The 19,873-nt window shown below is 67.3% G+C and carries 21 protein-coding genes; 13 read left to right on the top strand and 8 right to left on the bottom strand.

Features of this window, described 5'->3' with window-relative positions; all coding sequences use genetic code 11:
- The first annotated feature begins 7 nt into the window (after positions 1–7).
- Positions 8–562 (top strand): helix-turn-helix domain-containing protein, encoded by a 555-nt coding sequence (locus HMPREF2886_RS12545; RefSeq protein WP_003084911.1) that lies wholly within the window; start codon positions 8–10, stop codon positions 560–562.
- 137 nt (positions 563–699) lie between these two features.
- On the opposite strand, the gene HMPREF2886_RS12540 is transcribed toward HMPREF2886_RS12545, so the two are convergent.
- The 3 genes from HMPREF2886_RS12540 to HMPREF2886_RS12530 form a co-directional block, all read right to left on the bottom strand.
- Entirely contained in the window at positions 700–1,725 is a 1,026-nt protein-coding gene (locus HMPREF2886_RS12540) for a TPM domain-containing protein (RefSeq protein WP_057385912.1), read from the bottom strand.
- Positions 1,726–1,728: 3 nt separating this feature from the next.
- Positions 1,729–2,337 carry a LemA family protein gene (locus tag HMPREF2886_RS12535; protein WP_070747513.1) on the bottom strand — a complete coding sequence of 203 codons (609 nt, stop codon included), beginning with the start codon at positions 2,335–2,337 and terminating at the stop codon, positions 1,729–1,731.
- Between the two features lie 87 nt (positions 2,338–2,424).
- Positions 2,425–2,934, bottom strand: coding sequence for a disulfide bond formation protein B (locus tag HMPREF2886_RS12530; RefSeq protein ID WP_003113232.1), 510 nt, complete (start codon positions 2,932–2,934; stop codon positions 2,425–2,427).
- Positions 2,935–3,162: 228 nt separating this feature from the next.
- Here HMPREF2886_RS12530 and HMPREF2886_RS12525 point away from each other — a divergent pair, with 228 nt between their 5' ends.
- The 3 genes from HMPREF2886_RS12525 (at position 3,163) to HMPREF2886_RS12515 (ending at position 5,020) form a co-directional block, all read left to right on the top strand.
- Positions 3,163–3,993, top strand: a complete 831-nt coding sequence (locus tag HMPREF2886_RS12525) for a DMT family transporter (RefSeq protein WP_003101583.1) — start codon at positions 3,163–3,165, stop codon at positions 3,991–3,993.
- Positions 3,994–4,062: 69 nt separating this feature from the next.
- Complete coding sequence (locus HMPREF2886_RS12520; RefSeq protein WP_003101585.1) at positions 4,063–4,449, top strand: MAPEG family protein; 387 nt, start codon at positions 4,063–4,065, stop codon at positions 4,447–4,449.
- A 112-nt stretch (positions 4,450–4,561) separates the two neighbouring features.
- Positions 4,562–5,020: a c-type cytochrome gene (locus tag HMPREF2886_RS12515; protein ID WP_003110213.1), complete on the top strand. Its 459-nt coding sequence runs from the start codon at positions 4,562–4,564 to the stop codon at positions 5,018–5,020.
- 191 nt (positions 5,021–5,211) lie between these two features.
- Here HMPREF2886_RS12515 and HMPREF2886_RS12510 read toward each other — a convergent pair whose 3' ends face one another.
- Positions 5,212–5,631: a DUF1090 domain-containing protein gene (locus HMPREF2886_RS12510; protein ID WP_003101589.1), complete on the bottom strand. Its 420-nt coding sequence runs from the start codon at positions 5,629–5,631 to the stop codon at positions 5,212–5,214.
- A gap of 248 nt (positions 5,632–5,879) precedes the next feature.
- Between HMPREF2886_RS12510 and HMPREF2886_RS12505 the strand changes: the two genes are divergently transcribed.
- Positions 5,880–6,848 carry a CE1 family esterase gene (locus tag HMPREF2886_RS12505; protein WP_039026902.1) on the top strand — a complete coding sequence of 323 codons (969 nt, stop codon included), beginning with the start codon at positions 5,880–5,882 and terminating at the stop codon, positions 6,846–6,848.
- Positions 6,849–6,851: 3 nt separating this feature from the next.
- Here the strand turns inward: HMPREF2886_RS12505 and HMPREF2886_RS12500 are convergent, their stop codons facing one another.
- The gene (locus tag HMPREF2886_RS12500; RefSeq protein WP_070747458.1) at positions 6,852–7,595 is read right to left on the bottom strand and encodes a metallophosphoesterase; all 744 of its coding nucleotides are present in this window, start codon (positions 7,593–7,595) and stop codon (positions 6,852–6,854) included.
- 204 nt (positions 7,596–7,799) lie between these two features.
- On the opposite strand from HMPREF2886_RS12500, the gene HMPREF2886_RS12495 reads away from it, so the two are divergent.
- Positions 7,800–9,104: a ferredoxin reductase family protein gene (locus HMPREF2886_RS12495; RefSeq protein WP_058017997.1), complete on the top strand. Its 1,305-nt coding sequence runs from the start codon at positions 7,800–7,802 to the stop codon at positions 9,102–9,104.
- A 56-nt stretch (positions 9,105–9,160) separates the two neighbouring features.
- Here the strand turns inward: HMPREF2886_RS12495 and metK are convergent, their stop codons facing one another.
- Positions 9,161–10,351, bottom strand: coding sequence for a methionine adenosyltransferase (metK, locus tag HMPREF2886_RS12490; RefSeq protein WP_003084948.1), 1,191 nt, complete (start codon positions 10,349–10,351; stop codon positions 9,161–9,163).
- 15 nt (positions 10,352–10,366) lie between these two features.
- Complete coding sequence (locus HMPREF2886_RS12485) at positions 10,367–11,368, bottom strand: ArsR/SmtB family transcription factor (protein WP_003113231.1); 1,002 nt, start codon at positions 11,366–11,368, stop codon at positions 10,367–10,369.
- Between the two features lie 246 nt (positions 11,369–11,614).
- Here HMPREF2886_RS12485 and tkt point away from each other — a divergent pair, with 246 nt between their 5' ends.
- Both tkt and HMPREF2886_RS12475 read left to right on the top strand, forming a co-directional pair.
- Positions 11,615–13,612: a transketolase gene (gene tkt, locus HMPREF2886_RS12480; RefSeq protein ID WP_033978000.1), complete on the top strand. Its 1,998-nt coding sequence runs from the start codon at positions 11,615–11,617 to the stop codon at positions 13,610–13,612.
- Positions 13,612–14,676, top strand: a complete 1,065-nt coding sequence (locus HMPREF2886_RS12475) for a hypothetical protein (protein WP_070747454.1) — start codon at positions 13,612–13,614, stop codon at positions 14,674–14,676. Before tkt ends, HMPREF2886_RS12475 begins: the two co-directional genes overlap by 1 nt.
- Here HMPREF2886_RS12475 and otnI read toward each other — a convergent pair.
- Positions 14,657–15,454 (bottom strand): 2-oxo-tetronate isomerase, encoded by a 798-nt coding sequence (otnI, locus tag HMPREF2886_RS12470; protein ID WP_033970019.1) that lies wholly within the window; start codon positions 15,452–15,454, stop codon positions 14,657–14,659. The two genes, HMPREF2886_RS12475 and otnI, sit on opposite strands and share 20 nt — an antisense overlap.
- Positions 15,455–15,668: 214 nt before the next feature.
- Between otnI and epd the strand changes: the two genes are divergently transcribed.
- From epd to fba, 5 genes are all read left to right on the top strand, one after another.
- Complete coding sequence (gene epd, locus HMPREF2886_RS12465; protein WP_003084958.1) at positions 15,669–16,730, top strand: erythrose-4-phosphate dehydrogenase; 1,062 nt, start codon at positions 15,669–15,671, stop codon at positions 16,728–16,730.
- A 5-nt stretch (positions 16,731–16,735) separates the two neighbouring features.
- The gene (locus tag HMPREF2886_RS12460) at positions 16,736–17,899 is read left to right on the top strand and encodes a phosphoglycerate kinase (RefSeq protein WP_033970017.1); all 1,164 of its coding nucleotides are present in this window, start codon (positions 16,736–16,738) and stop codon (positions 17,897–17,899) included.
- Positions 17,900–17,971: 72 nt separating this feature from the next.
- Positions 17,972–18,172, top strand: a complete 201-nt coding sequence (locus HMPREF2886_RS12455) for a hypothetical protein (RefSeq protein ID WP_024915751.1) — start codon at positions 17,972–17,974, stop codon at positions 18,170–18,172.
- Positions 18,173–18,331: 159 nt separating this feature from the next.
- Complete coding sequence (locus HMPREF2886_RS12450; protein WP_033970016.1) at positions 18,332–18,673, top strand: MliC family protein; 342 nt, start codon at positions 18,332–18,334, stop codon at positions 18,671–18,673.
- Between the two features lie 119 nt (positions 18,674–18,792).
- A complete protein-coding gene (gene fba, locus HMPREF2886_RS12445) occupies positions 18,793–19,857 on the top strand; it encodes a class II fructose-bisphosphate aldolase (RefSeq protein ID WP_003084964.1) in 1,065 nt (354 codons plus the stop codon).
- Positions 19,858–19,873: the final 16 nt, after the last annotated feature.

The following is a 19,873-nucleotide window of genomic DNA, read 5'->3' as shown; positions in this document are numbered from 1 at the left end:
AGCCGAGATGAGCGAAGTAGCCGACGACCTGGCGGAGATCGCCAGCCTGGTGCGCGAATTGCGCAAGCGCAAGGGCATCACCCTGCAGGCGCTGGCCGACGGCATCCGCCGTTCGGTGGGCTTCGTCTCCCAGGTCGAGCGCGGCCTGTCGCGGCCGGCGGTGGACGACCTGGTCGCCATCAGCCAGGTGCTCGGGGTGCCGGCGACCTACTTCTTCTGCTCGCCGAAGACCCAGGCCTCGCCCTGGGTGACCCGCCCGGGCGAGCGTCGGACCCTGGCCTACGCTCGTGGCGCCAGCGACAACCTGGTGTCGCCGCGTCTCGGCGGTGCCTTCTTCATGCTCGAAACCTGCCTCGAGGCGGGTGCCGACAGCGGCGAGCGCGACCTGCTGGACAGCTCGGAACAGGGCGGCTACGTGCTTGAAGGCGAGCTTACCCTGTGGCTGGAGGACGAGGAGCTGCGCCTGCAGGCCGGCGACGGCTTCCAGATTCCCAGCCATATGCGCAGCCGCTACGCCAATCGCAGCCAGGCGCCGGTCAGGGTGCTCTGGGTATACGCCTGAAGGGGCGCGCTACCCTGTCGTTTGCCGGATAGCGCCGGGTAGAGGCTGGCGTCGCCGTTGTGCGAAGAGATCCGGCATCGGCGAGAACCGTCGCCGCCCGATGAAAAAAGCCCGAGGCGCAGGCCTCGGGCTTTTCGTCACCAGCGGCCGGAGGCGCCGCCGCCGCCGCTGGAACCGCCGCCGCCGCGGAAGATGCCGCCACCGCCGCTGCCGCCTCCCCCACCTCCGCCGCGACTATTGAGGATGGCGCTGAGGATGGCCATCAGCACTTCGCCGGGAAGCAGGAACAGGGCGTAGATGAACAGCGTCGGTGCCAGCACGCCGAGACTGTCGTCCGCCGCGCGGTCGACGTTCTGCCACAGGCCCATGCTCAACAGCCAGGCCAGGCCGGCGACCGCCGCGCTGCAAAGCAGGAAGCGGCCGATGCTGCGCCGCCGCATCCACTGCAACGGCAGCAGGCGTCCGAGCAGGGCCACGGCGAGCAGGACCGCCACATAGACACCGAGGTAGACCGGGTTGCCCCAGAGCTGTCCGCTCAGGCCGCTCTTCTTCTTCGGCTCCGGCGGGGCGCTGTCATACACCTCACCCTCGTCGACCGGCGCCGGCAGGGCCCGTGGCGGCGTGGCCTCGGGAACCGCCGGCAAGGCATCGACGGGAGCGCTGGCGGTAGCACTTTCCGGGTTCTTCTCGGCATCGATCAGTTGCACCAGGCTGTCCACGCCGGCCTGGATGCCGCCATAGAAGTTGCCCTGGCGGAACTGCGGCGTGATCTGCTCGCTGATGATCCGCCCGGCCTGGACGTCGGTGATGGCCCCTTCCAGGCCGTAGCCGACCTCGATGCGCAGGGTGCGGTCGTTCTTCGCCACCAGCAGCAGGACGCCGTCGTCGACCTTCTTCTGGCCCAGCTTCCACTTCTCGAAGGTACGCACCGCGTAGTCCTCGATGGAATCGTCGCCGGTGGTCGGGACCAGCAGCACCGCGAGCTGCGCGCCGCTCTTGGCTTCCAGGGCGGCGAGCTGTTGCTCCAGGTGCTGGCGCTGGTCGCCGGAAAGGGTCGCGGTGAGGTCGGTGACCCGCGCCGTCAGCGCGGGTATCGGTGGCACATCGGCCCAGGCGACCAGGCTGGCGAGCAGCAGCCCGGCGCCCAGTAGCAGCCGGCGCATGGCTTACTGCGCCGGTTGCGGGTTGCCGAAATCGACTTTCGGCGCGGTGGAGATGGTCGCTTCGTTTTCCACGCTGAAGTTTGCCTTGGGCTTGTAGCCGAACAGCTTGGCGGTGATCACGCCGGGGAACTGGCGCAGCAGCACGTTGTATTCCTGTACCGACTTGACGTAGCGGCCGCGAGCGACGGCGATGCGGTTCTCGGTGCCTTCCAGTTGGGTCAGCAGGTCCTTGAACAGGCCGTCGGCCTTCAGTTGCGGGTAGTTCTCGGTGACTACCAGCAGGCGCGAAAGCGCCGAGCTCAGCTCGCCCTGGGCCTTCTGGAAGCGCTGCACGGCCTGCTCGTCGTCCAGTTGGTCGGCGTTCAGTTGCACGCTGCCGACCTTGGCCCGGGCCTCGGTGACCTGGGTCAGGACCGACGCCTCATGGGAGGCATAGCCCTTCACTGTGCTGACCAGGTTGGGCACCAGGTCGGCGCGCCGCTGGTACTGGTTGAGCACTTCCGACCAGGCGGCTTTCACCTGTTCGTCGCCGGCCTGCATGGCGTTGTAGCCGCAGCCGCTGAGCAGCAGGGCGAGGATGGGAAGGAGGGCATTTCTGAGGAATCGAGGCATGGTGGTACTCATCCGGGTTGAGAAAGCTCGATTGTAGACCAGCCAATGGCCAGCACGTTCCTTGTGCCGGCACGGATATCGGCGCTGTCAGGCGGTGCGGCGGCCGAATGCCAGCTTGGCCGCCAGGACCAGCAGGCAGAATACGAACAGCGCCAGCGACCAGACCGCCATGGACTGGCCGAGCAGGGTCCAGACCACTTCGCCGCACAGCCCCTCGGGCTGGAAGACCTGCGGCAGCCAGGTGTCCAGCGGTATCCATTCGGGGAAGCCCATGAACATCTTGCAGCTGCCCATGCCCTGGGCGGCCAGTTTCTCTTCCGCGACCAGCGACCAGGCGTGGTAGATCCCGCCCAGGCTGGCGGCAAGCATGCCCAGCGCGGCGATGCCGCCGGCGATCCGCGAACGCGGGGCGAGGCTGCCGACGATCCCGGCGAGCACCAGGCCGAGCACGTCCAGGCGGATGAAGATGCACAGCGAGCAGGGCGCGAAGCCGCGTACATGCTGGAGGTAGAGTACGAAAGCGAGGATCAGCAGGCCGCCGATGGCGACCGCGGGCCAGAACAAGCGATTGTCGAGGGGCTTGAGGAGAGCGCTCAAGGCAGGGATTCCTGTGTCGTTGATAAGGGAGGCCGGGCCGGCACTGTGCGGCGCTGGCCGATGGTAGTCCATCAGGATTGTCCGAAGATTAAGCCGTTTGACGTAACGATGTCTGCTGCATGTTTCTCCGCTTTCGTAGGAGCTTTCAGGGAAAAACGCCGCAACGAGGCGAGCATTTGGAGCCTCCGCCGGGATAGACTGTCTTGGTCTATACCAATAAGGCCCGTCATGCTAGCCACCAGCCTGGTGCTATGCGCCGCCGTTCTCCACGCCACCTGGAACACCCTGGTCAAGTTCAGCAGCGACCGCTTGCTGGTCGTCGCCTGCATGGACGTGGTCGGCGTGCTCTGCGCCATCCTGCTGTTGCCCTTCGTCAGCCTGCCGCCGGCCGAAGTCTGGCCCTGGCTGCTCGGCGCCACCGTCCTGCAACTGCTCTACCGGGTCCTGTTGATCGAGGCCTACAAGGTCGGCGATCTGGGCCTGGTCTATCCGCTGATGCGCGGGCTGTCGCCGCTGGTGGTGCTGGGCCTGACCCTGGCGTTCGGCGGCGAGCAGCTCAGCGGCCGGCAGATCCTCGGCATCCTGCTGATCCCCTTCGGCATGCTTTGCCTGCTCTGGGGCGGCGGCGGTTCGCGCCTGCCCTGGCGGACCCTGCCGGTGGTGCTGCTGATCGGCCTGTGCATCGGCGGCTACACCTGGAGCGACGGCAACGCCTTGAAACGCTGGCCGTTGGCGCTTGACTATCTGGTCTGGCTGACGCTGCTCTCCGGCCTGCCGTTCCCGCTGATCGCCGTTGGCGCGCGAACCCGCGCCTTCGCCCGCTTCTGGGCGCTGGAGTGGAAGCTCGGCCTGGCGGTCGGGGTCTGCGTGCTGGCCAGCTACGGCCTGGTGCTGTGGGCCATGCAGCTGGGGTCGATCGCCGAAGCGGCGGCGTTGCGCGAGACCAGCGTGCTGCTGGCGGTGCTGTTCGGCATGCGCTTCCTCAACGAGCCGTTCGGACTGCCGCGCCTGCTGGCGTGCGGCCTGGTGCTGGCCGGAATGCTGCTGATGAAGCTCTGAAGGGGCTGTGCCTTTACAGAACGAGCGGCGCCAGCTTGAGTTGCAGTTCCACAACTACAAGGAACTGCCATGACCATCGCTTTCTGGTGCGTGCTGATCGCGATCTTCCTGCCTTACGTCTGTACCTCCATCGCCAAGTTCGGCGGGGAGGGCTACGGCGGTCGGGCCAACGCCGACCCGCGGGCGTTCCTCGGTTCGCTCGAAGGCTTTCGCCGGCGTGCCAACAACGCCCAGTTGAACGCTTTCGAAGTGACCCCGGCGTTCGCCGCGGCGGTGATCATCGCCCATCTGGTCGGCAACGCTTCGCAGGCGACCCTGGATAGCCTGGCCATTGCCTGGATCACCAGTCGCCTGCTCTACGTCATCTGCTACCTCGCCGACTGGGGGCCGTTGCGCTCGCTGGTCTGGTTCGTCGGCATGCTGCTCATCGCCGCGTTCTTCGTGGTTTCCGCCTGAGCAGCCCGCTGCGGCCTATGGCCGCAGTGCGGGCGCGCGGCTCTGGATCAATCGGCGGTGGCGGCGGATAATCCGCCGCTTCCGTGATCGACCCTGAAAAAAGAGCCTTGCCATGAAGCTGAAGTCCCTGCTCGTCGTGCTGCTGGCCGGCGTCGCCCTGAGCGGCTGTCACCGTATGGATCCCAATTCGCCCGAGGCCAAGCGCCAGGCGATCTTCAAGGAAATGCTACGGACCAGCGAGGACATGGGCGGGATGCTCCGCGGACGCCTGCCCTTCGACGCGGAGAAGTTCCGCGCCGGATCGGCGAAGTTGCACCAACTGGCCGACCAGCCCTGGCAGTACTTCCCCAGTCCCAAGGCCGGCGAGGAGGGCGAGGACACCCGCGCCAAGGACGAGGTCTGGCAGCGCCAGCAGGAGTTCAAGGCCGCCACCCAGGTCTTCATCGACGCGATGAACCGTCTCCAGGACAACACCCGCCAGGCCACGCCGACCCCGGATGGCGTGCGCAAGGACTTCGCCGCGGTGGAAGACGCCTGCGAAGCCTGCCACAAGAAATTCCGCGCGCTCTGAGGCCGGACCGGGCGTTATACGCCCTGCCTGGAAGGCGCGAGGGGTAGGGCGAATGAGCGCTGGCGCTCATCCGCCGTTGCGGCAGCGCTGGGCGGCACCTGGTGTCCCGCTGCGGCGCGGATGGCGGATAACACCATGGGCGTCATACGCCTTGCGTGTGAGGCGCGAGGCGTAGGGCGGTACCTGGTGTCCTACTGCGCCTGGGCCTGTTCCAGGCCTTTCTTGGCCTCTTCCAGTTCGGCGCGGGCTTCGGCCAGCTTGGCCTTGCGTTTCTCGATCTTCTCCGGATCGCCCTTGCCCATGGCCTTGCGCAAATCCTTCTCGCGTTCGCTGACCTCGCGCTCGCTGTCGATCACTTTCTGCTTGTTCTCCCTCAGCAGGCCGGCTTCGGTGCAGTGTTCCTTGACCTCGGAGAGGGCCTTTTCCAGGCCGGCCACCTGGCCTTCGTTGGCGAACGAGCGGGCCGTTTCCAGCTTCGCCTCGATGGCGGCCTGCTTGGCGGCGCAACCGCTGAGTGGGGCGCCTTTGGCGGCGCCCGGCTGGGCGGCGGAGAGCGGCAGGGCGACGGCGAGCAGCAGCCCGGCCAGCGGCAGTGAAGGACGAATGGACATCGGTTGGCTCCTTGATCGAACGGCCGGTGCGGTTGCCGGACGACGGCTCGGCCGAGCGTCCTGGCAGGCGGATGAGGCAGGCGGCAGCCGGCGTGACAAAGGCGCAAGTGTGCCAGCAAACGGCACGGTTGTGGTTGTCCGGGAGCAAAGTACGCCGCCCCGGGGTCTCTGGAGAAGGGCCATGGTTCGGGCATCCCGGCGCAACCCGGCCTAACGTTGTCGAAGACACCGAGAACGGGAGAACCGCGATGCGTACGCTGATCCGCCTGGTTCGCACGCTTATCCTGCTGCTGGTCCTGGCGCTGCTCGCCGGCGCCTGGTGGTGGCTGCAGGACGAGGCCCTGCGCGTCCCCGCGCTGGCCGGCCACAGCGAGGACTCGAGCCTCAAGGTCGCGGGTCTGCGCCGGCATTACCTGCTCTATGTGCCGCCGGGCGTATCCGAGGGGGCGCCGTTGCTGGTGGTGCTGCACGGCTCACGGGGCGACGGCGCGCAGATGCGCCGCATCAGCGGCTACGGCTTCGACCGGCTGGCGGCGCAAGAAGGTTTCCTGGTGGCCTACCCGGACGGCTTCGAGGGCCACTGGAACGATTGCCGCAAGGCCGCCAGCTATTCGGCGCGGCTGCGTGACGTCGATGACGTGGCTTTCCTCCGCGCGCTGGTGGCGCGGCTGGCCCAGGAATACCGCGTCGATTCGCAGCGGGTATATGTCGCCGGCTACTCCAATGGCGGCCAGATGGCTTTCCGCCTGGCCGCCGAAGCGCCGGGGTTGCCGGCGGCGATCGCAGCGGTGGCGGCGAGCCTGCCGACCACGGAGAACGATGCCTGTCGGCCGGGCGAGCGGCCGACCGCGGCGTTGCTGATCAACGGCACGCGCGATCCGATCAATCCGTATCTCGGCGGCAAGGTCAGCCTGTTCGGCTTCGGCGACCGGGGCGCGGTACGCTCGACCCTGGACTCGGCACGCTGGTGGGCCGGCCTGAACGGCATCGCAGCGCCGCCGGACGTGGCGCCGCTGACCCGTCCCGGCCCGGTCTGGACCGAGCGCCAGCGCTGGCAGGAAGACGGCCATCCGCCGGTGGAGCTGCTCAGCGTGCATGGCGGCGGTCACGTGCTGGCGCAGCCGGACTATCGCTTCCCGCGGATTCTCGGCAAGAGCGACCCGGAACTGGACGCGCCAGCGGAAATCTGGCGCTTCTTCAGCCAGTTGCCGCGCTGAGGCTCAGACCTCGAAGACGAATTCCGGACGGAACCCGCCTTTCTCGTGGGGATAGCCGCCCGGATTGGCCAGCACCCGTGTCCGGCCGATGCGGTAGTCGAGGGCGTCGTGGACGTGGCCGTGCAGCCAGTAGTCGGCCTGCGCCACCAGTTCGTCGAGGTTGGAAGCGAAGGCTGGCGAGAGCGGGTTGCCGACGAACTGCGGCGGGATCGACAGCGCACTGGGCGCGTGGTGGCTGACCACCAGCGTCGGGCCATCGTGGGGCCGCGCCAGCTGTTCGGCGAGCCAGTCGCGCGAGCCCTGGTGCAGGGCGATGCTCTGCTCGGGGGTGAAGTCGCCACCGAACCAGTCGATGCAGCTGAAGTCCGGCATCGATTGCAGGGCCAGCTCATGGGCGGGCGCATAGCCATCCGCGCCATGGAGCTGGAAATCGGTCCACAGGGTGGCGCCGAGGAAGCGCGCCGGGCCGATCCGCGCTTCGTCGTTTTCCAGGAAGTGGATCTCCAGCGCCCGGGCGATATTGCGCATCGCCTGGGTCAGGTCGGTCATTTCCGAGGAGTAGAACTCATGGTTGCCGGCGACGTAGACGATCTCGCTGTCGGCGAAGGTCTCGCGGGCCCAGTGCAGGCCTTCCAGGTGGCTGTGGATATCGCCGGCCAGCACCACCACGTCGGCCTCGACCTCTGGCAGTTGGCGTCGTCCGTCGAAATGTTCGTGGTGGAGGTCGGACAGCAGGCGGATCTTCATGGCACGGCTCGGCGGTGGACGCGGCGGACCAGCATAGCTCCGCCCTCCCCGGGGTTGAAGGCCGACAACGATTGACGCAGGTCATGGCGGCGCGGGAAAACCTCGCTGGCCTCGCTAATTCCCCCATGAAGTTAAGGGACAATTAAGACTGGACGCGCAGGGTTCATTCCAGCGATTCGCGCGTTCTGTCGGGGAGTGATGCCAATGAAACTGTTATGGGGAGTTCTCGCCGCCGCGCTGGCGGCCTGGGGCCTGACGCTGGCCGTCGATCCGCCGGCGAGCCTGGACATCTGGGTGGTGCGCAAGCAGGCGATCCTGCTTACCGGGGTAGCGTCCTTCGCCCTGATGTCGTTGATCATGCTGCTGGCGGTGCGTCCGGTCTGGCTGGAGAAGCCGCTGGACGGGCTCGACCGCATGTACCGCCTGCACAAGTGGGCGGGCATCCTGGCCATCGTCCTCGGCCTGTTGCACTACCTGCTGGAGTTGGCCGGCCCCTGGCTGGCGGGTATCGTCGGCAAACCGGTGAAAGGCCCGCGGGTGGAAACCTTCCTCGACGTCTTCCGTGGCTCGGCCAAGGAGTTGGGTGAATGGTCGGCGTGGATTCTCGGCGGGATGCTGCTGATCACTCTCTGGCAGCGCTTCCCGTATCACCTCTGGCGTTATGTGCACAAGGCGTTGGCCCTGGTCTACCTGGTACTGGCCTTCCATTCCGTGGTGCTCGCCCCGGCCAGCTACTGGAGCCAGCCGGCCGGTTGGCTGGTGGCGGCCTGCGCACTGCTCGGTTCGGCCTGCGCACTGTTGTCTCTGAGCGGGCGGATCGGTCGCACGCGCCGCCATGCGGGCGTGGTCACCGCCGTCGAGCGGCGCGGCGAAAGCCTGCTCGAAGTGACCTGCCGGCTGCAGGGCGACTGGTCGCACAGGGCCGGGCAGTTCGCCTTTCTCACCTGCGACCGCCTGGAGGGTGCCCATCCGTTCACCATCGCCAGCGCCGACCGCGGCTGCGGCGAGGTGCGCTTCAGCATCAAGGCGTTGGGCGACTACACCCGGCGCCTGCAGGACAACCTGGAGGTCGGCGCCAGGGTCGAGGTGGAGGGGCCATACGGCTGCTTCGACTTCCGCCGTGGCCTGGCCGGGCGGCAGGTCTGGGTCGCCGCCGGGATCGGCGTGACGCCGTTCATCGCCTGGCTGGAGTCGCTGCAGGCCGCGCCGGAAAGCGCGCCGTCGGTGGAGCTGCACTATTGCGTGCGCAATTCCCAGGAAGCGCTGTTCGCCGGGCGCTTGCGCGAGCTTTGCGAACGCCTGCCCAGCGTGACCCTGCACATCCGCTATAGCGACGAGCAGGGCAAGCCGGAGGCGGCGCAACTGGGCGTGCTGAAGAGCGCCGAAGGACGCTGGCCGAGCGTCTGGTTCTGCGGTCCGCAGGGGCTGGCCGACAGCCTGCGCCACGATCTGCGCCGGCAGGGCATGCCGCTGCGGCTGTTCCACCAGGAAGCCTTCCGCATGCGCTGAGCCTGCCGGAAACGAAAAAGCCCCGCCGAAGCGGGGCTTTTTCATCGCGCGGTCGCCTAGAGGCCGGCGGCGTCGCGCAGGAGAGCGGCCTTGTCGGTCTTCTCCCAGGTGAACGCGGTGAAGGTATCGCCGTCCACGGTCAGCTCGAACGGATGACGGCCGAAGTGGCCGTAGGCCGCGGTCGGCTGGTACATCGGGTGGAGCAGGTCGAGCATCTTGGTGATCGCGTACGGGCGCAGGTCGAAGTGCTCGCGGACCAGTTGCACGATCTTCTCGTCGCTGACCTTGCCGGTGCCGAAGGTGTTGATCGAGATCGAGGTCGGCTGGGCCACGCCGATGGCGTAGGAAACCTGGATCTCGCAACGCTCGGCGAGGCCGGCGGCGACGATGTTCTTCGCCACGTAGCGGCCGGCGTAGGCGGCGGAGCGGTCGACCTTGGACGGGTCCTTGCCGGAGAACGCGCCGCCGCCGTGGCGGGCCATGCCGCCGTAGGAGTCGACGATGATCTTGCGTCCGGTCAGGCCGCAGTCGCCGACCGGGCCGCCGATCACGAAGTTGCCGGTCGGGTTGATGTGGAACTGGGTGTCCTTGTGCAGCAGCTCGGCCGGCAGCACCTGCTTGATGATCAGCTCCATCACGCCGTCGCGCAGGTCGTTATAGGAGACTTCCGGGTTGTGCTGGGTGGACAGAACCACCGCATCGATGCCGACCACCTTGCCGCCTTCGTAGCGGCAGGTCACCTGGGACTTGGCGTCCGGGCGCAGCCACGGCAGCAGGCCGGACTTGCGCGCCTCGGCCTGGCGCTCGACCAGGCGGTGGGAGAAGCAGATCGGCGCCGGCATCAGCACGTCGGTCTCGTTGCTGGCGTAGCCGAACATCAGGCCCTGGTCGCCGGCGCCCTGGTCTTCCGGCTTGGCCCGGTCGACGCCCTGGTTGATGTCCACCGACTGCTTGCCGATGATGTTCAGCACACCGCAGGTGGCGCCATCGAAGCCGACGTCGGAGCTGTCGTAGCCGATGTCGATGATGACCTTGCGCACCAGCTCTTCCAAGTCGACCCAGGCGGAGGTGGTGACTTCACCGGCGATGATCGCCACGCCGGTCTTGACCAGGGTTTCGCATGCCACGCGAGCGTACTTGTCCTTGGCGATGATGGCGTCCAGCACCGCGTCGGAGATCTGGTCCGCGATCTTGTCCGGATGGCCTTCGGACACGGACTCGGAGGTGAAAACGGAATATTCGCTCATCAATCGGTTCCTACATTACCGGTGGGTGAGGCGGCTTTCGGATGCATCCCTGGCGAAGTGCCGGACCTGGATCTGGAAGCCATTGCGTAAACCAATGTAAAGACTCTCGCCGGGCGTGAGCCCTGCGGCGTCGGCCCACTGGGCCAGGTCCTCCTGTTCGAAACCCAACCAGAGGTCGCCGCAGGCCTCCCTGGCCCAGCCCTGGTTGTGCCGGCACAAATCCGTCACCAGCAGGCTGCCGCCCGGATGGACCAGGCGGGCCAACTGTTTCAGCGCCTCCGCCGGCGCGGCGAAGTGGTGCAGGACCATGTTCAGTACCACACAATCGGCCGGTTCGGCGGCGTCCTGCAGGGCATCGGCCAATTCCAGGCGGACGTTGCCCAAACCTTCTTCCTTGCAGCGCTGGCGCGCCAGTTCCAGCATCGCCGCGCTGTTGTCCAGCGCCGTGACCTGGCGGAAACGCCTGGCGAGTTCCGGCAGGAACCCGCCGTCCCCCGGGCCGACCTCCAGCGCCGTGGCGCCGGGGGCGAAGGCCAGTGCGTCGAGCAAGGCCAACACGCTCTCACGATATTGCGGCAGTCCTGCGATCAGGTCCTGCTGGGCCTGGAACTTGTCCGCCGCGCGGGCGAAGAAGTCCTGGCTGACCGCCGCGCGCTGGGCGTGCACGGCATCGATCCGCGCCCGCACGTCGTCGGGTAGCGCCCGTTCGTCCACTTCCTCCAGCAGCGCCGCGTGCAACGCGCCGCCGGTGCGTTCGGCCAGGGGCAGCGAACGCCGGTAGAAGATCGCGTTGCCTTCGCGGCGCGTCGCCACCAGTCCGGCCTGGGCCAGCACCTTGAGGTGGTGGCTCATGCCCGACTGGCCGATGGCGAAGATCTGCGCCAGCTCCAGCACGCCGAACGAATCGTTGGCCAGGGCGCGCAACACGTTCAGTCGCAGCGAGTCGCCAGCCGCCTTGCACAGCGCGGCGAGCGGGTCGTAGTCGTCTGGTCGTATCGAAGGCACGCGAAGGCTCATGGAGGCGCAGTCTAGTACCGGGTCCGAACCCCGGCAATGCCTGTATCAAAAATTTTTGATATTGATGACGGGTGGCCGTCGCGCAATTGCAATCCGGCTGCGCCAGGCTTCTGGCAAAACCGGTCGGCAGCGACATACTGTCCCCCTGCCGATCTGTCATTGCCCCTTGGGCCTTCGGTGGGCGAAAATGGCGCCCTTTTTTTCACTCCTGGTCTTCCGACCAGCAACCCCCGTAGGAGAATTGCGATGCCCAGCCGTCGTGAGCGAGCCAATGCCATCCGTGCACTGAGCATGGATGCCGTGCAGAAAGCCAACAGCGGCCACCCGGGCGCCCCGATGGGCATGGCCGATATCGCCGAGGTCCTCTGGCGCGACTACATGCAGCACAACCCGAGCAACCCGCAGTGGGCCAACCGCGACCGCTTCGTGCTGTCCAACGGCCACGGCTCGATGCTGATCTACTCCCTGCTGCACCTCACCGGGTACGACCTCGGCATCGAGGACCTGAAGAACTTCCGCCAGCTCAACTCGCGCACCCCGGGCCACCCGGAGTACGGCTACACCGCCGGCGTCGAGACCACCACCGGTCCGCTCGGCCAGGGTATCGCCAATGCGGTGGGCATGGCGCTGGCGGAGAAGGTCCTGGCCGCCCAGTTCAACCGCGACGGCCACGCGGTTGTCGACCACTACACCTACGCCTTCCTCGGCGACGGTTGCATGATGGAAGGCATTTCCCATGAGGTCGCCTCGCTGGCCGGCACCCTGCGCCTGAACAAGCTGATCGCCTTCTACGACGACAACGGCATTTCCATCGACGGCGAGGTCCACGGCTGGTTCACCGACGACACCCCGAAGCGCTTCGAGGCCTATGGCTGGCAAGTGATCCGCAACGTCGACGGGCATGACGCCGACGAGATCAAGACCGCCATCGATACCGCGCGCAAGAGCGACCAGCCGACCCTGATCTGCTGCAAGACCGTGATCGGTTTCGGTTCGCCGAACAAGCAGGGCAAGGAAGAGTGCCACGGCGCGCCGCTGGGCGCCGACGAGATCGCCGCGACCCGCGCCGCGCTGGGCTGGGAGCACGCTCCGTTCGAGATCCCGGCGGAGATCTACGCCGAGTGGGACGCCAAGGAAACCGGCGCCGCCCAGGAAGCCGAGTGGAACAAGCGTTTCGCCGCCTACCAGGCTGCCCATCCGGAACTGGCCGCCGAATTGCTGCGTCGCCTGAAGGGCGAGCTGCCGGCCGACTTCGCCGAGAAGGCCGCGGCCTACGTCGCCGATGTTGCCAACAAGGGTGAGACCATCGCCAGCCGCAAGGCCAGCCAGAACGCGCTGAACGCCTTCGGCCCGCTGCTGCCGGAGCTGCTCGGCGGTTCCGCCGACCTGGCCGGCTCCAACCTGACCCTGTGGAAGGGCTGCAAGGGCGTCAGCGCCGACGACGCCGCCGGCAACTACGTGTTCTACGGCGTGCGCGAATTCGGCATGAGCGCGATCATGAATGGCGTCGCCCTGCACGGCGGTTTCATTCCCTACGGTGCGACCTTCCTGATCTTCATGGAATACGCGCGCAACGCCGTGCGCATGTCCGCACTGATGAAGCAGCGCGTGCTCTACGTGTTCACCCACGACTCCATCGGCCTCGGCGAGGACGGCCCGACCCACCAGCCGATCGAGCAACTGGCCAGCCTGCGCCTGACCCCGAACCTGGACACCTGGCGCCCGGCCGACGCGGTCGAGTCGGCGGTGGCCTGGAAGCATGCCATCGAGCGTGCCGACGGTCCGTCCGCGCTGATCTTCTCCCGCCAGAACCTGCCGCACCAGGCGCGCGACGTCGCCCAGGTGGCCGACATCGCCCGCGGCGGCTACGTGCTGAAGGACTGCGAAGGCGAGCCGGAACTGATCCTGATCGCCACCGGTTCGGAAGTCGGCCTGGCCGTGCAGGCCTACGACAAGCTCAGCGAGCAGGGCCGCAAGGTCCGTGTGGTATCGATGCCATGCACCAGCGTCTACGAGCAGCAGGACGAGTCCTACAAGCAGTCCGTGCTGCCGGTGGAAGTCGGCGCGCGCATCGCCATCGAGGCCGCCCATGCCGACTACTGGTACAAGTACGTCGGTCTCGACGGGCGCATCATCGGCATGACCAGCTTCGGCGAGTCGGCGCCGGCCCCGGCGCTGTTCGAGCACTTCGGCTTCACCCTGGACAACGTCCTGGCGGTGGCCGAGGAGCTGCTGGAAGACTGATGCACACGCTCTACTGGCGGGACCTCGAAAGCCCCGCCAATGGCGAATGGCTGGGCCTCGCGGTCCAGGTGGAGGGCGCCCATCGGGCGCCCTCTTTCCTTCATCTGCAATCCGGCGGCCAGGCCCGCATCCGCCTGATGCGTGGCGATCAGCCGTTGCTCTGGGCCACCCAGTTGCCGTACCACGATGGCATCTGGCTGGTGAAGAGCCTGATCGCGGCGAGCCCGGCGCAGGCCAGCGTGCCGCCCATCGATTCGCCGACCCTGGAAGCGTTGCGCGGCCTGCGCGGCGAGGCCCGCTACAAGGCTTGGAGCCGCTATTTCGTCGAGACCCTGCGCACCAGCCCGGGCAGTTGCCTGGAGGCCGGGCGCTGGTTGCTGCGCCTGTCGCTCGCCGAGCAGGTGCCCGCCTGGCAGCCGCCGCAGAGCCAAGATCCGCGCGAACGGGTGCTGGAACGCTGGCGCTACCGCAGCGTCGGGCGCGACGCACTGTTGCCGGACTGGCGCTTCTACAGCCTGGAGAAGGTCCTCGACGACGACTGGGTGCAGTGGCTCGACTGGTGGGGGCGCGACAACGACGCCTTGATCGCCCTGCGTCGGGTCGAGGATGACGAGGGGCGGGTCAAGTGGTGGCGCAAGAAGGCCCGCGAAGGCGAGCTGCCGCCGGTGCTGGCGCTGCGCCTGAACTGCCTGGATGCCTGCGTGATCCTCGATGGCCACTGCCGGCTGCGCGCCGGCCTGCTGGAGAACGTCGCGCCGGAGATCCTGGTGCTCTGCGCCTATGACGAGCAGCCGGTGCCGGTGGATACGGCGCAGCGCGAACGGGTGCTGCAATCGCTGGCGCAGCGGGTCGATGCGCCGGTGCGCCGTGGACGCCGGCCGCTGGATAGCGAACAGCTCAACCAGGTGCTGCTGCGCCTGTTCGACGACCGTCCCTGGCCGCGAGTGCTGACCCGTGCCCGCGCGGTGCTGAAGGAAGAGCAGTGGTGTGCGGAAGTGCGCGACTGGCTGGCCGCCCGCGAGCGCCTGGACGCGCTGGAGCCGATCATCCGTCGCGTCGAGTAGCGCGCCAGCGCCGCAGCCATTCCAGGCCTGCCGAGGTGTCGCCGCGTGGACGGTACTCGCAGCCGATCCAGCCCTGGTAGCCGAGCCGGTCGAGTAGCTCGAACAGGTAGGGGTAGTTCACTTCGTTGTCGTCATCCGGCTCGTGGCGGTCGGGTACCCCGGCGATCTGGACGTGGCCGATATTGCCGATGTCGCGACGCAGGGTAGTGGCCAGGTCGCCCTCGACGATCTGGCAGTGGTAGCAGTCGAACTGTACCTGCAGGTTGTCCGCGCCGACCTCGCGGCAGATGGCCTGGGCGTCGTCCTGGCGGGTGAGGAAGAAGCCCGGCATGTCGCGGTTGTTGATCGGCTCTATGAGCACCGTCAGCCCGGCGCCGGCGGCCTCGCGGGCGGCATGGGCGAGGTTGTCGAGGTAGGTCTCGCGATGGCGGATGCGGTCGGCACCGGCCGGCAGCAGTCCGGCCATGACATGGATGTGGCGGTTGCCGAGGACCTGGGCATAGTCGATGGCCTGGACGATGGCGCGGCGGAATTCGGCCTCGCGCCCCGGTAGGCTGGCCAGGCCGCGCTCGCCCTTGTCCCAGTCGCCGGGTGCGGCATTGAACAGCACCTGGCGCAGGCCGTGGTCGTCCAGGCGGGCCTTCAGTTCGGCCGCAGGGTAGGCATAGGGGAACAGGTACTCCACGCCCTCGAAGCCGTCCGCCGCGGCGGCGGCGAAGCGTTCGAGGAAGTCGTGGCGGGGGTAGAGCATGCTGAGGTTGGCGGCGAAGCGGGGCATCTGGCGCTCCTGGCGGTCGGTGGATGCGGGCGAGCCTTGCACAGTGGAGCGCGGTCGCGCCAGCCAGGTGTCGCATGAATCGTTTCAGCGCCTGCGCGCGAGCCGTCGCCGCGGCGCACGCCGCGCCGCGCGGGTCGCGGACGGTTCCCAGGCGGGCCCATCCCCCGCATAATTGGCGCCTTTCACTGGCCCCTTGCCGGAGCTCTCCCTGCCGATGTCCACCCCGCCTTTTCGCGTCGCGCTCAATGGCTATGGCCGTATCGGCCGCTGCGTCCTGCGCGCGCTGCACGAGCGCCCGGAGCAACTGGGCTTCGAGATCGTCGCGCTGAACGACCTGGCCGACCAGGCCAGCGTCGAGTACCTGACCCGCTTCGACTCTACCCATGGCCGCTTTCCCGGCGAAGTGAAGGTCGACGGCGACTGCCTGCACATCAACGGCGATTGCGTGAAGGTGCTGCGCAGCCCGACTCCGGAGGCCATCGACTGGCAGGCGCTGCGGGTCGACCTGGTGCTGGAGTGCTCCGGCCAGTACACCAACCGCGCCCAGGCCGAGCGTTTCCTCCGCGCCGGCGCGCCGCGGGTGCTGTTCTCGCAGCCGATGGCGAGCGAGGCGGACATCGACGCCACCATCGTCTATGGGGTCAACCAGCAGGACCTCAGCGGCCGCGAAACGCTGGTCTCCAACGCCTCCTGCACGACCAATTGCGGGGTGCCGCTGCTCAAGCTGCTGAACGAGGCGATCGGCCTGGAATACGTGTCGATCACCACCATCCACTCGGCGATGAACGACCAGCCGGTGATCGACGCCTACCACCACGAGGACCTGCGCCGTACCCGTTCGGCGTTCCAGTCGGTGATCCCGGTGTCCACCGGTCTGGCGCGCGGCATCGAACGCCTGTTGCCGGAACTTGCCGGGCGCATCCAGGCCAAAGCCATACGCGTGCCCACGGTGAACGTCTCGGCGCTGGACATCACCCTGCAGACTTCCCGCGACACCTCCGCCGCCGAGATCAACCGGGTGCTTCGCGAGGCTGCCGAAAGCGGCCCGCTGCGCGGCCTGCTGGCCTATACCGAGCTGCCGCACGCCAGTTGCGATTTCAACCACGACCCCCATTCGGCCATCGTCGATGGCAGCCAGACCCGCGTTTCCGGGCCTCGCCTGGTCAACTTGCTGGCCTGGTTCGACAACGAATGGGGATTCGCCAACCGTATGCTCGACGTCGCCGGACACTACCTGCGCGCCGCCGTGCCTGATCAACAAGTACCCAAGGACTGATTGTCATGACCGTGTTGAAGATGACTGACCTCGACCTCAAAGGTAAGCGCGTGCTGATCCGCGAGGACCTCAACGTGCCCGTGAAGGACGGCCAGGTGCAGAGCGATGCACGGATCAAGGCCGCCCTGCCGACCCTCAAGCTGGCCCTGGAGAAGGGGGCGGCGGTGATGGTCTGCTCGCACCTGGGTCGTCCGAGCGAGGGCGAGTTCTCCGCCGAGAACAGCCTGAAGCCGGTGGCCGAGTACCTGTCCAAGGCCCTGGGCCGCGAAGTGCCGCTGCTGGCCGACTACCTCGACGGCGTCGAGGTCAAGGCGGGCGACCTGGTGCTGTTCGAGAACGTGCGCTTCAACAAGGGCGAGAAGAAGAACGCCGACGAGCTGGCGCAGAAGTACGCCGCGCTGTGCGACGTGTTCGTGATGGATGCCTTCGGTACCGCCCACCGCGCCGAGGGGTCGACCCACGGCGTGGCCAGGTTCGCCAAGGTCGCCGCCGCCGGCCCGCTGCTGGCCGCCGAACTGGACGCGCTGGGCAAGGCGCTGGGCAACCCGGCGCGGCCGATGGCGGCGATCGTCGCCGGCTCCAAGGTTTCCACCAAGCTCGACGTGCTGAACAGCCTGGCCGGCATCTGCGACCAGTTGATCGTCGGCGGCGGTATCGCCAACACCTTCCTCGCCGCGGCCGGACACAAGGTCGGCAAGTCGCTGTACGAGGCCGACCTGGTCGAGACCGCCAAGGCCATCGCCGCCAAGGTCAAGGTGCCGCTGCCGGTGGACGTGGTGGTGGCCAAGGAATTCGCCGAGAGCGCCGTGGCGACCGTCAAGGCCATCGCCGAGGTCGCCGACGACGACATGATCCTCGACATCGGCCCGCGGACCGCCGCGCAGTTCGCCGAGCTGCTGAAGACCTCGAAGACCATCCTGTGGAACGGTCCGGTCGGGGTGTTCGAGTTCGACCAGTTCGGCGAGGGCACCCGTACCCTGGCCAACGCCATCGCCGATAGCGCGGCGTTCTCCATCGCCGGCGGCGGCGATACCCTGGCGGCGATCGACAAGTACGGCATCGCCGAGCGGATCTCCTATATTTCCACCGGTGGCGGCGCGTTCCTCGAGTTCGTCGAGGGCAAGGTCCTGCCGGCCGTGGAAATCCTGGAGCAGCGCGCCAAGGGCTGACGCAGACGGGGCAAACCATTCGCCGTCCTCGGGGGTCACACCTTTGAGGACGACGAAAAAAGGAGGTGCCCCATGCGTTCCGTAACCTTGCCACTCCTGATGCTCTGCCTGGGCCTGGCCGCCTGTAGCGGCGATGGCGGTCGACGCCCGAGCACCTGCGAGGTGATCAGTCCGCCGGACGTGATGGTGCCGACCGAGCAGAACCGCCAGCGGGTCGAGCAGCAGAGCAGCGGCGATCCGACCGCCGGACAAAAGCCGGTGGAATGCCCGTAGTGCTTTTCTGCCAGTTTCTACGGAAAGGGCTGGGGATTCGCCAGCGTACGCAGTAGCATTGCGCCTTTCCTGTGACAGGCAAGGCCAGCCGGCCGCCGCGCGGGCCGCTTGCGGCCCGGCGAGGTGCGGTGGAGCGTTCCGCACGGATGGAGGATGGACATGAACTACTCGCGTATCGCCCTGTTCGGCGGCTTCGCCGCCGCGGCGCTGCTGGCCGGCTGCTCCGGCTCCTCCGGCAAGCCGGGCGGCAAGGACTGGACCCGCTGGACCTGCGACAGCAAGGCGGTGATCGAATGGCGCTATATCGACGGCAGCAAGAACATCGTCGACCTGCGCCTGAAGGACGAGGACGACGTGGTCCACCATCTGGAGCAGGAACCTGCGGCCGTCGGCGCTTTCTATAGCGACGGACGCCTGGGCTTCCACCTGGAGAACGACGAAGGCCTGGTGTACTGGGTCGAAACCGACGACCTCATCGGTCGCGGTTGCAAGGCGCGCTGAGTCGCGCCGGCAGGGGCGCGGCGCCGCGACCGCTCCTCGCAAGGAACTTGAACCGGGCCTGCCCCTGCGGCAGGCTTCTGAATCACTGAACGACCCCGCGATTGGGAGATACGAGAACCATGGCACTCATCAGCATGCGCCAGATGCTGGATCACGCCGCCGAATTCGGCTACGGCGTGCCGGCCTTCAACGTCAACAACCTCGAGCAGATGCGCGCCATCATGGAAGCGGCCGACAAGACCGATTCGCCCGTGATCGTCCAGGCTTCCGCCGGTGCTCGCAAATACGCCGGCGCGCCCTTCCTGCGCCACCTGATCCTCGCCGCGATCGAAGAATTCCCGCACATCCCGGTGGTCATGCACCAGGATCACGGCACCAGTCCCGACGTCTGCCAGCGTTCCATCCAGCTGGGCTTCAGCTCGGTGATGATGGACGGCTCCCTGCGTGAAGACGGCAAGACCCCTGCCGACTACGACTACAACGTCCGCGTGACCCAGCAGACCGTGGCGTTCGCCCATGCCTGCGGCGTGTCCGTGGAAGGCGAGCTGGGCTGCCTGGGTTCCCTGGAAACCGGCATGGCCGGCGAGGAAGACGGCGTCGGCGCGGAAGGCGTGCTGGACCACAGCCAGTTGCTGACCGACCCGGAAGAAGCCGCCGACTTCGTGAAGAAGACCAAGGTCGATGCCCTGGCCATCGCCATCGGCACCAGCCACGGCGCCTACAAGTTCACCAAGCCGCCGACCGGGGACACCCTGTCGATCCAGCGCATCAAGGAAATCCACGCGCGCATCCCGGACACCCATTTGGTGATGCACGGCTCTTCCTCGGTACCGCAGGACTGGCTGGCGATCATCAACGAGTACGGCGGCGAGATCAAAGAGACCTACGGCGTGCCGGTCGAGGAAATCGTCGAGGGCATCAAGTACGGCGTGCGCAAGGTGAACATCGACACCGACCTGCGCCTGGCTTCCACCGGTGCCATCCGTCGCTTCCTGGCGCAGAACCCGAGCGAGTTCGACCCGCGCAAGTACTTCTCCAAGACCGTCGAGGCCATGCGCGACATCTGCATCGCCCGCTACGAAGCCTTCGGCACCGCCGGCAACGCTTCCAAGATCAAGCCGATCTCCCTGGAAGGCATGTTCCAGCGCTACGCCCGCGGCGAGCTGGATCCGAAGGTCAACTAAGCGCCTTCGTTCGAAC

Source organism: Pseudomonas sp. HMSC066A08 (genome assembly GCF_001813025.1).
Classification (GTDB): domain Bacteria; phylum Pseudomonadota; class Gammaproteobacteria; order Pseudomonadales; family Pseudomonadaceae; genus Pseudomonas; species Pseudomonas aeruginosa.
Note: the sequence above shows the minus strand (reverse complement) of the source record. Positions and strands in the feature narration are given on the sequence as shown.

Bases quoted from the DNA above. Each gene is read 5' to 3' on its own strand.
- HMPREF2886_RS12540 (WP_057385912.1), bottom strand. From the start codon at position 1,725: ATGCGCCGGCTGCTACTGGGCGCCGGGCTGCTGCTCGCCAGCCTGGTC.
- HMPREF2886_RS12475 (WP_070747454.1), top strand. From the start codon at position 13,612: ATGCACACGCTCTACTGGCGGGACCTCGAAAGCCCCGCCAATGGCGAA.
- HMPREF2886_RS12545 (WP_003084911.1), top strand. From the start codon at position 8: ATGAGCGAAGTAGCCGACGACCTGGCGGAGATCGCCAGCCTGGTGCGC.
- fba (WP_003084964.1), top strand. From the start codon at position 18,793: ATGGCACTCATCAGCATGCGCCAGATGCTGGATCACGCCGCCGAATTC.
- HMPREF2886_RS12510 (WP_003101589.1), bottom strand. From the start codon at position 5,631: ATGTCCATTCGTCCTTCACTGCCGCTGGCCGGGCTGCTGCTCGCCGTC.
- HMPREF2886_RS12505 (WP_039026902.1), top strand. From the start codon at position 5,880: ATGCGTACGCTGATCCGCCTGGTTCGCACGCTTATCCTGCTGCTGGTC.
- HMPREF2886_RS12520 (WP_003101585.1), top strand. From the start codon at position 4,063: ATGACCATCGCTTTCTGGTGCGTGCTGATCGCGATCTTCCTGCCTTAC.
- HMPREF2886_RS12535 (WP_070747513.1), bottom strand. From the start codon at position 2,337: ATGCCTCGATTCCTCAGAAATGCCCTCCTTCCCATCCTCGCCCTGCTG.
- HMPREF2886_RS12500 (WP_070747458.1), bottom strand. From the start codon at position 7,595: ATGAAGATCCGCCTGCTGTCCGACCTCCACCACGAACATTTCGACGGA.
- tkt (WP_033978000.1), top strand. From the start codon at position 11,615: ATGCCCAGCCGTCGTGAGCGAGCCAATGCCATCCGTGCACTGAGCATG.
- HMPREF2886_RS12525 (WP_003101583.1), top strand. From the start codon at position 3,163: ATGCTAGCCACCAGCCTGGTGCTATGCGCCGCCGTTCTCCACGCCACC.
- otnI (WP_033970019.1), bottom strand. From the start codon at position 15,454: ATGCCCCGCTTCGCCGCCAACCTCAGCATGCTCTACCCCCGCCACGAC.
- metK (WP_003084948.1), bottom strand. From the start codon at position 10,351: ATGAGCGAATATTCCGTTTTCACCTCCGAGTCCGTGTCCGAAGGCCAT.
- HMPREF2886_RS12515 (WP_003110213.1), top strand. From the start codon at position 4,562: ATGAAGCTGAAGTCCCTGCTCGTCGTGCTGCTGGCCGGCGTCGCCCTG.
- HMPREF2886_RS12450 (WP_033970016.1), top strand. From the start codon at position 18,332: ATGAACTACTCGCGTATCGCCCTGTTCGGCGGCTTCGCCGCCGCGGCG.
- HMPREF2886_RS12495 (WP_058017997.1), top strand. From the start codon at position 7,800: ATGAAACTGTTATGGGGAGTTCTCGCCGCCGCGCTGGCGGCCTGGGGC.
- epd (WP_003084958.1), top strand. From the start codon at position 15,669: ATGTCCACCCCGCCTTTTCGCGTCGCGCTCAATGGCTATGGCCGTATC.
- HMPREF2886_RS12455 (WP_024915751.1), top strand. From the start codon at position 17,972: ATGCGTTCCGTAACCTTGCCACTCCTGATGCTCTGCCTGGGCCTGGCC.
- HMPREF2886_RS12485 (WP_003113231.1), bottom strand. From the start codon at position 11,368: ATGAGCCTTCGCGTGCCTTCGATACGACCAGACGACTACGACCCGCTC.
- HMPREF2886_RS12460 (WP_033970017.1), top strand. From the start codon at position 16,736: ATGACCGTGTTGAAGATGACTGACCTCGACCTCAAAGGTAAGCGCGTG.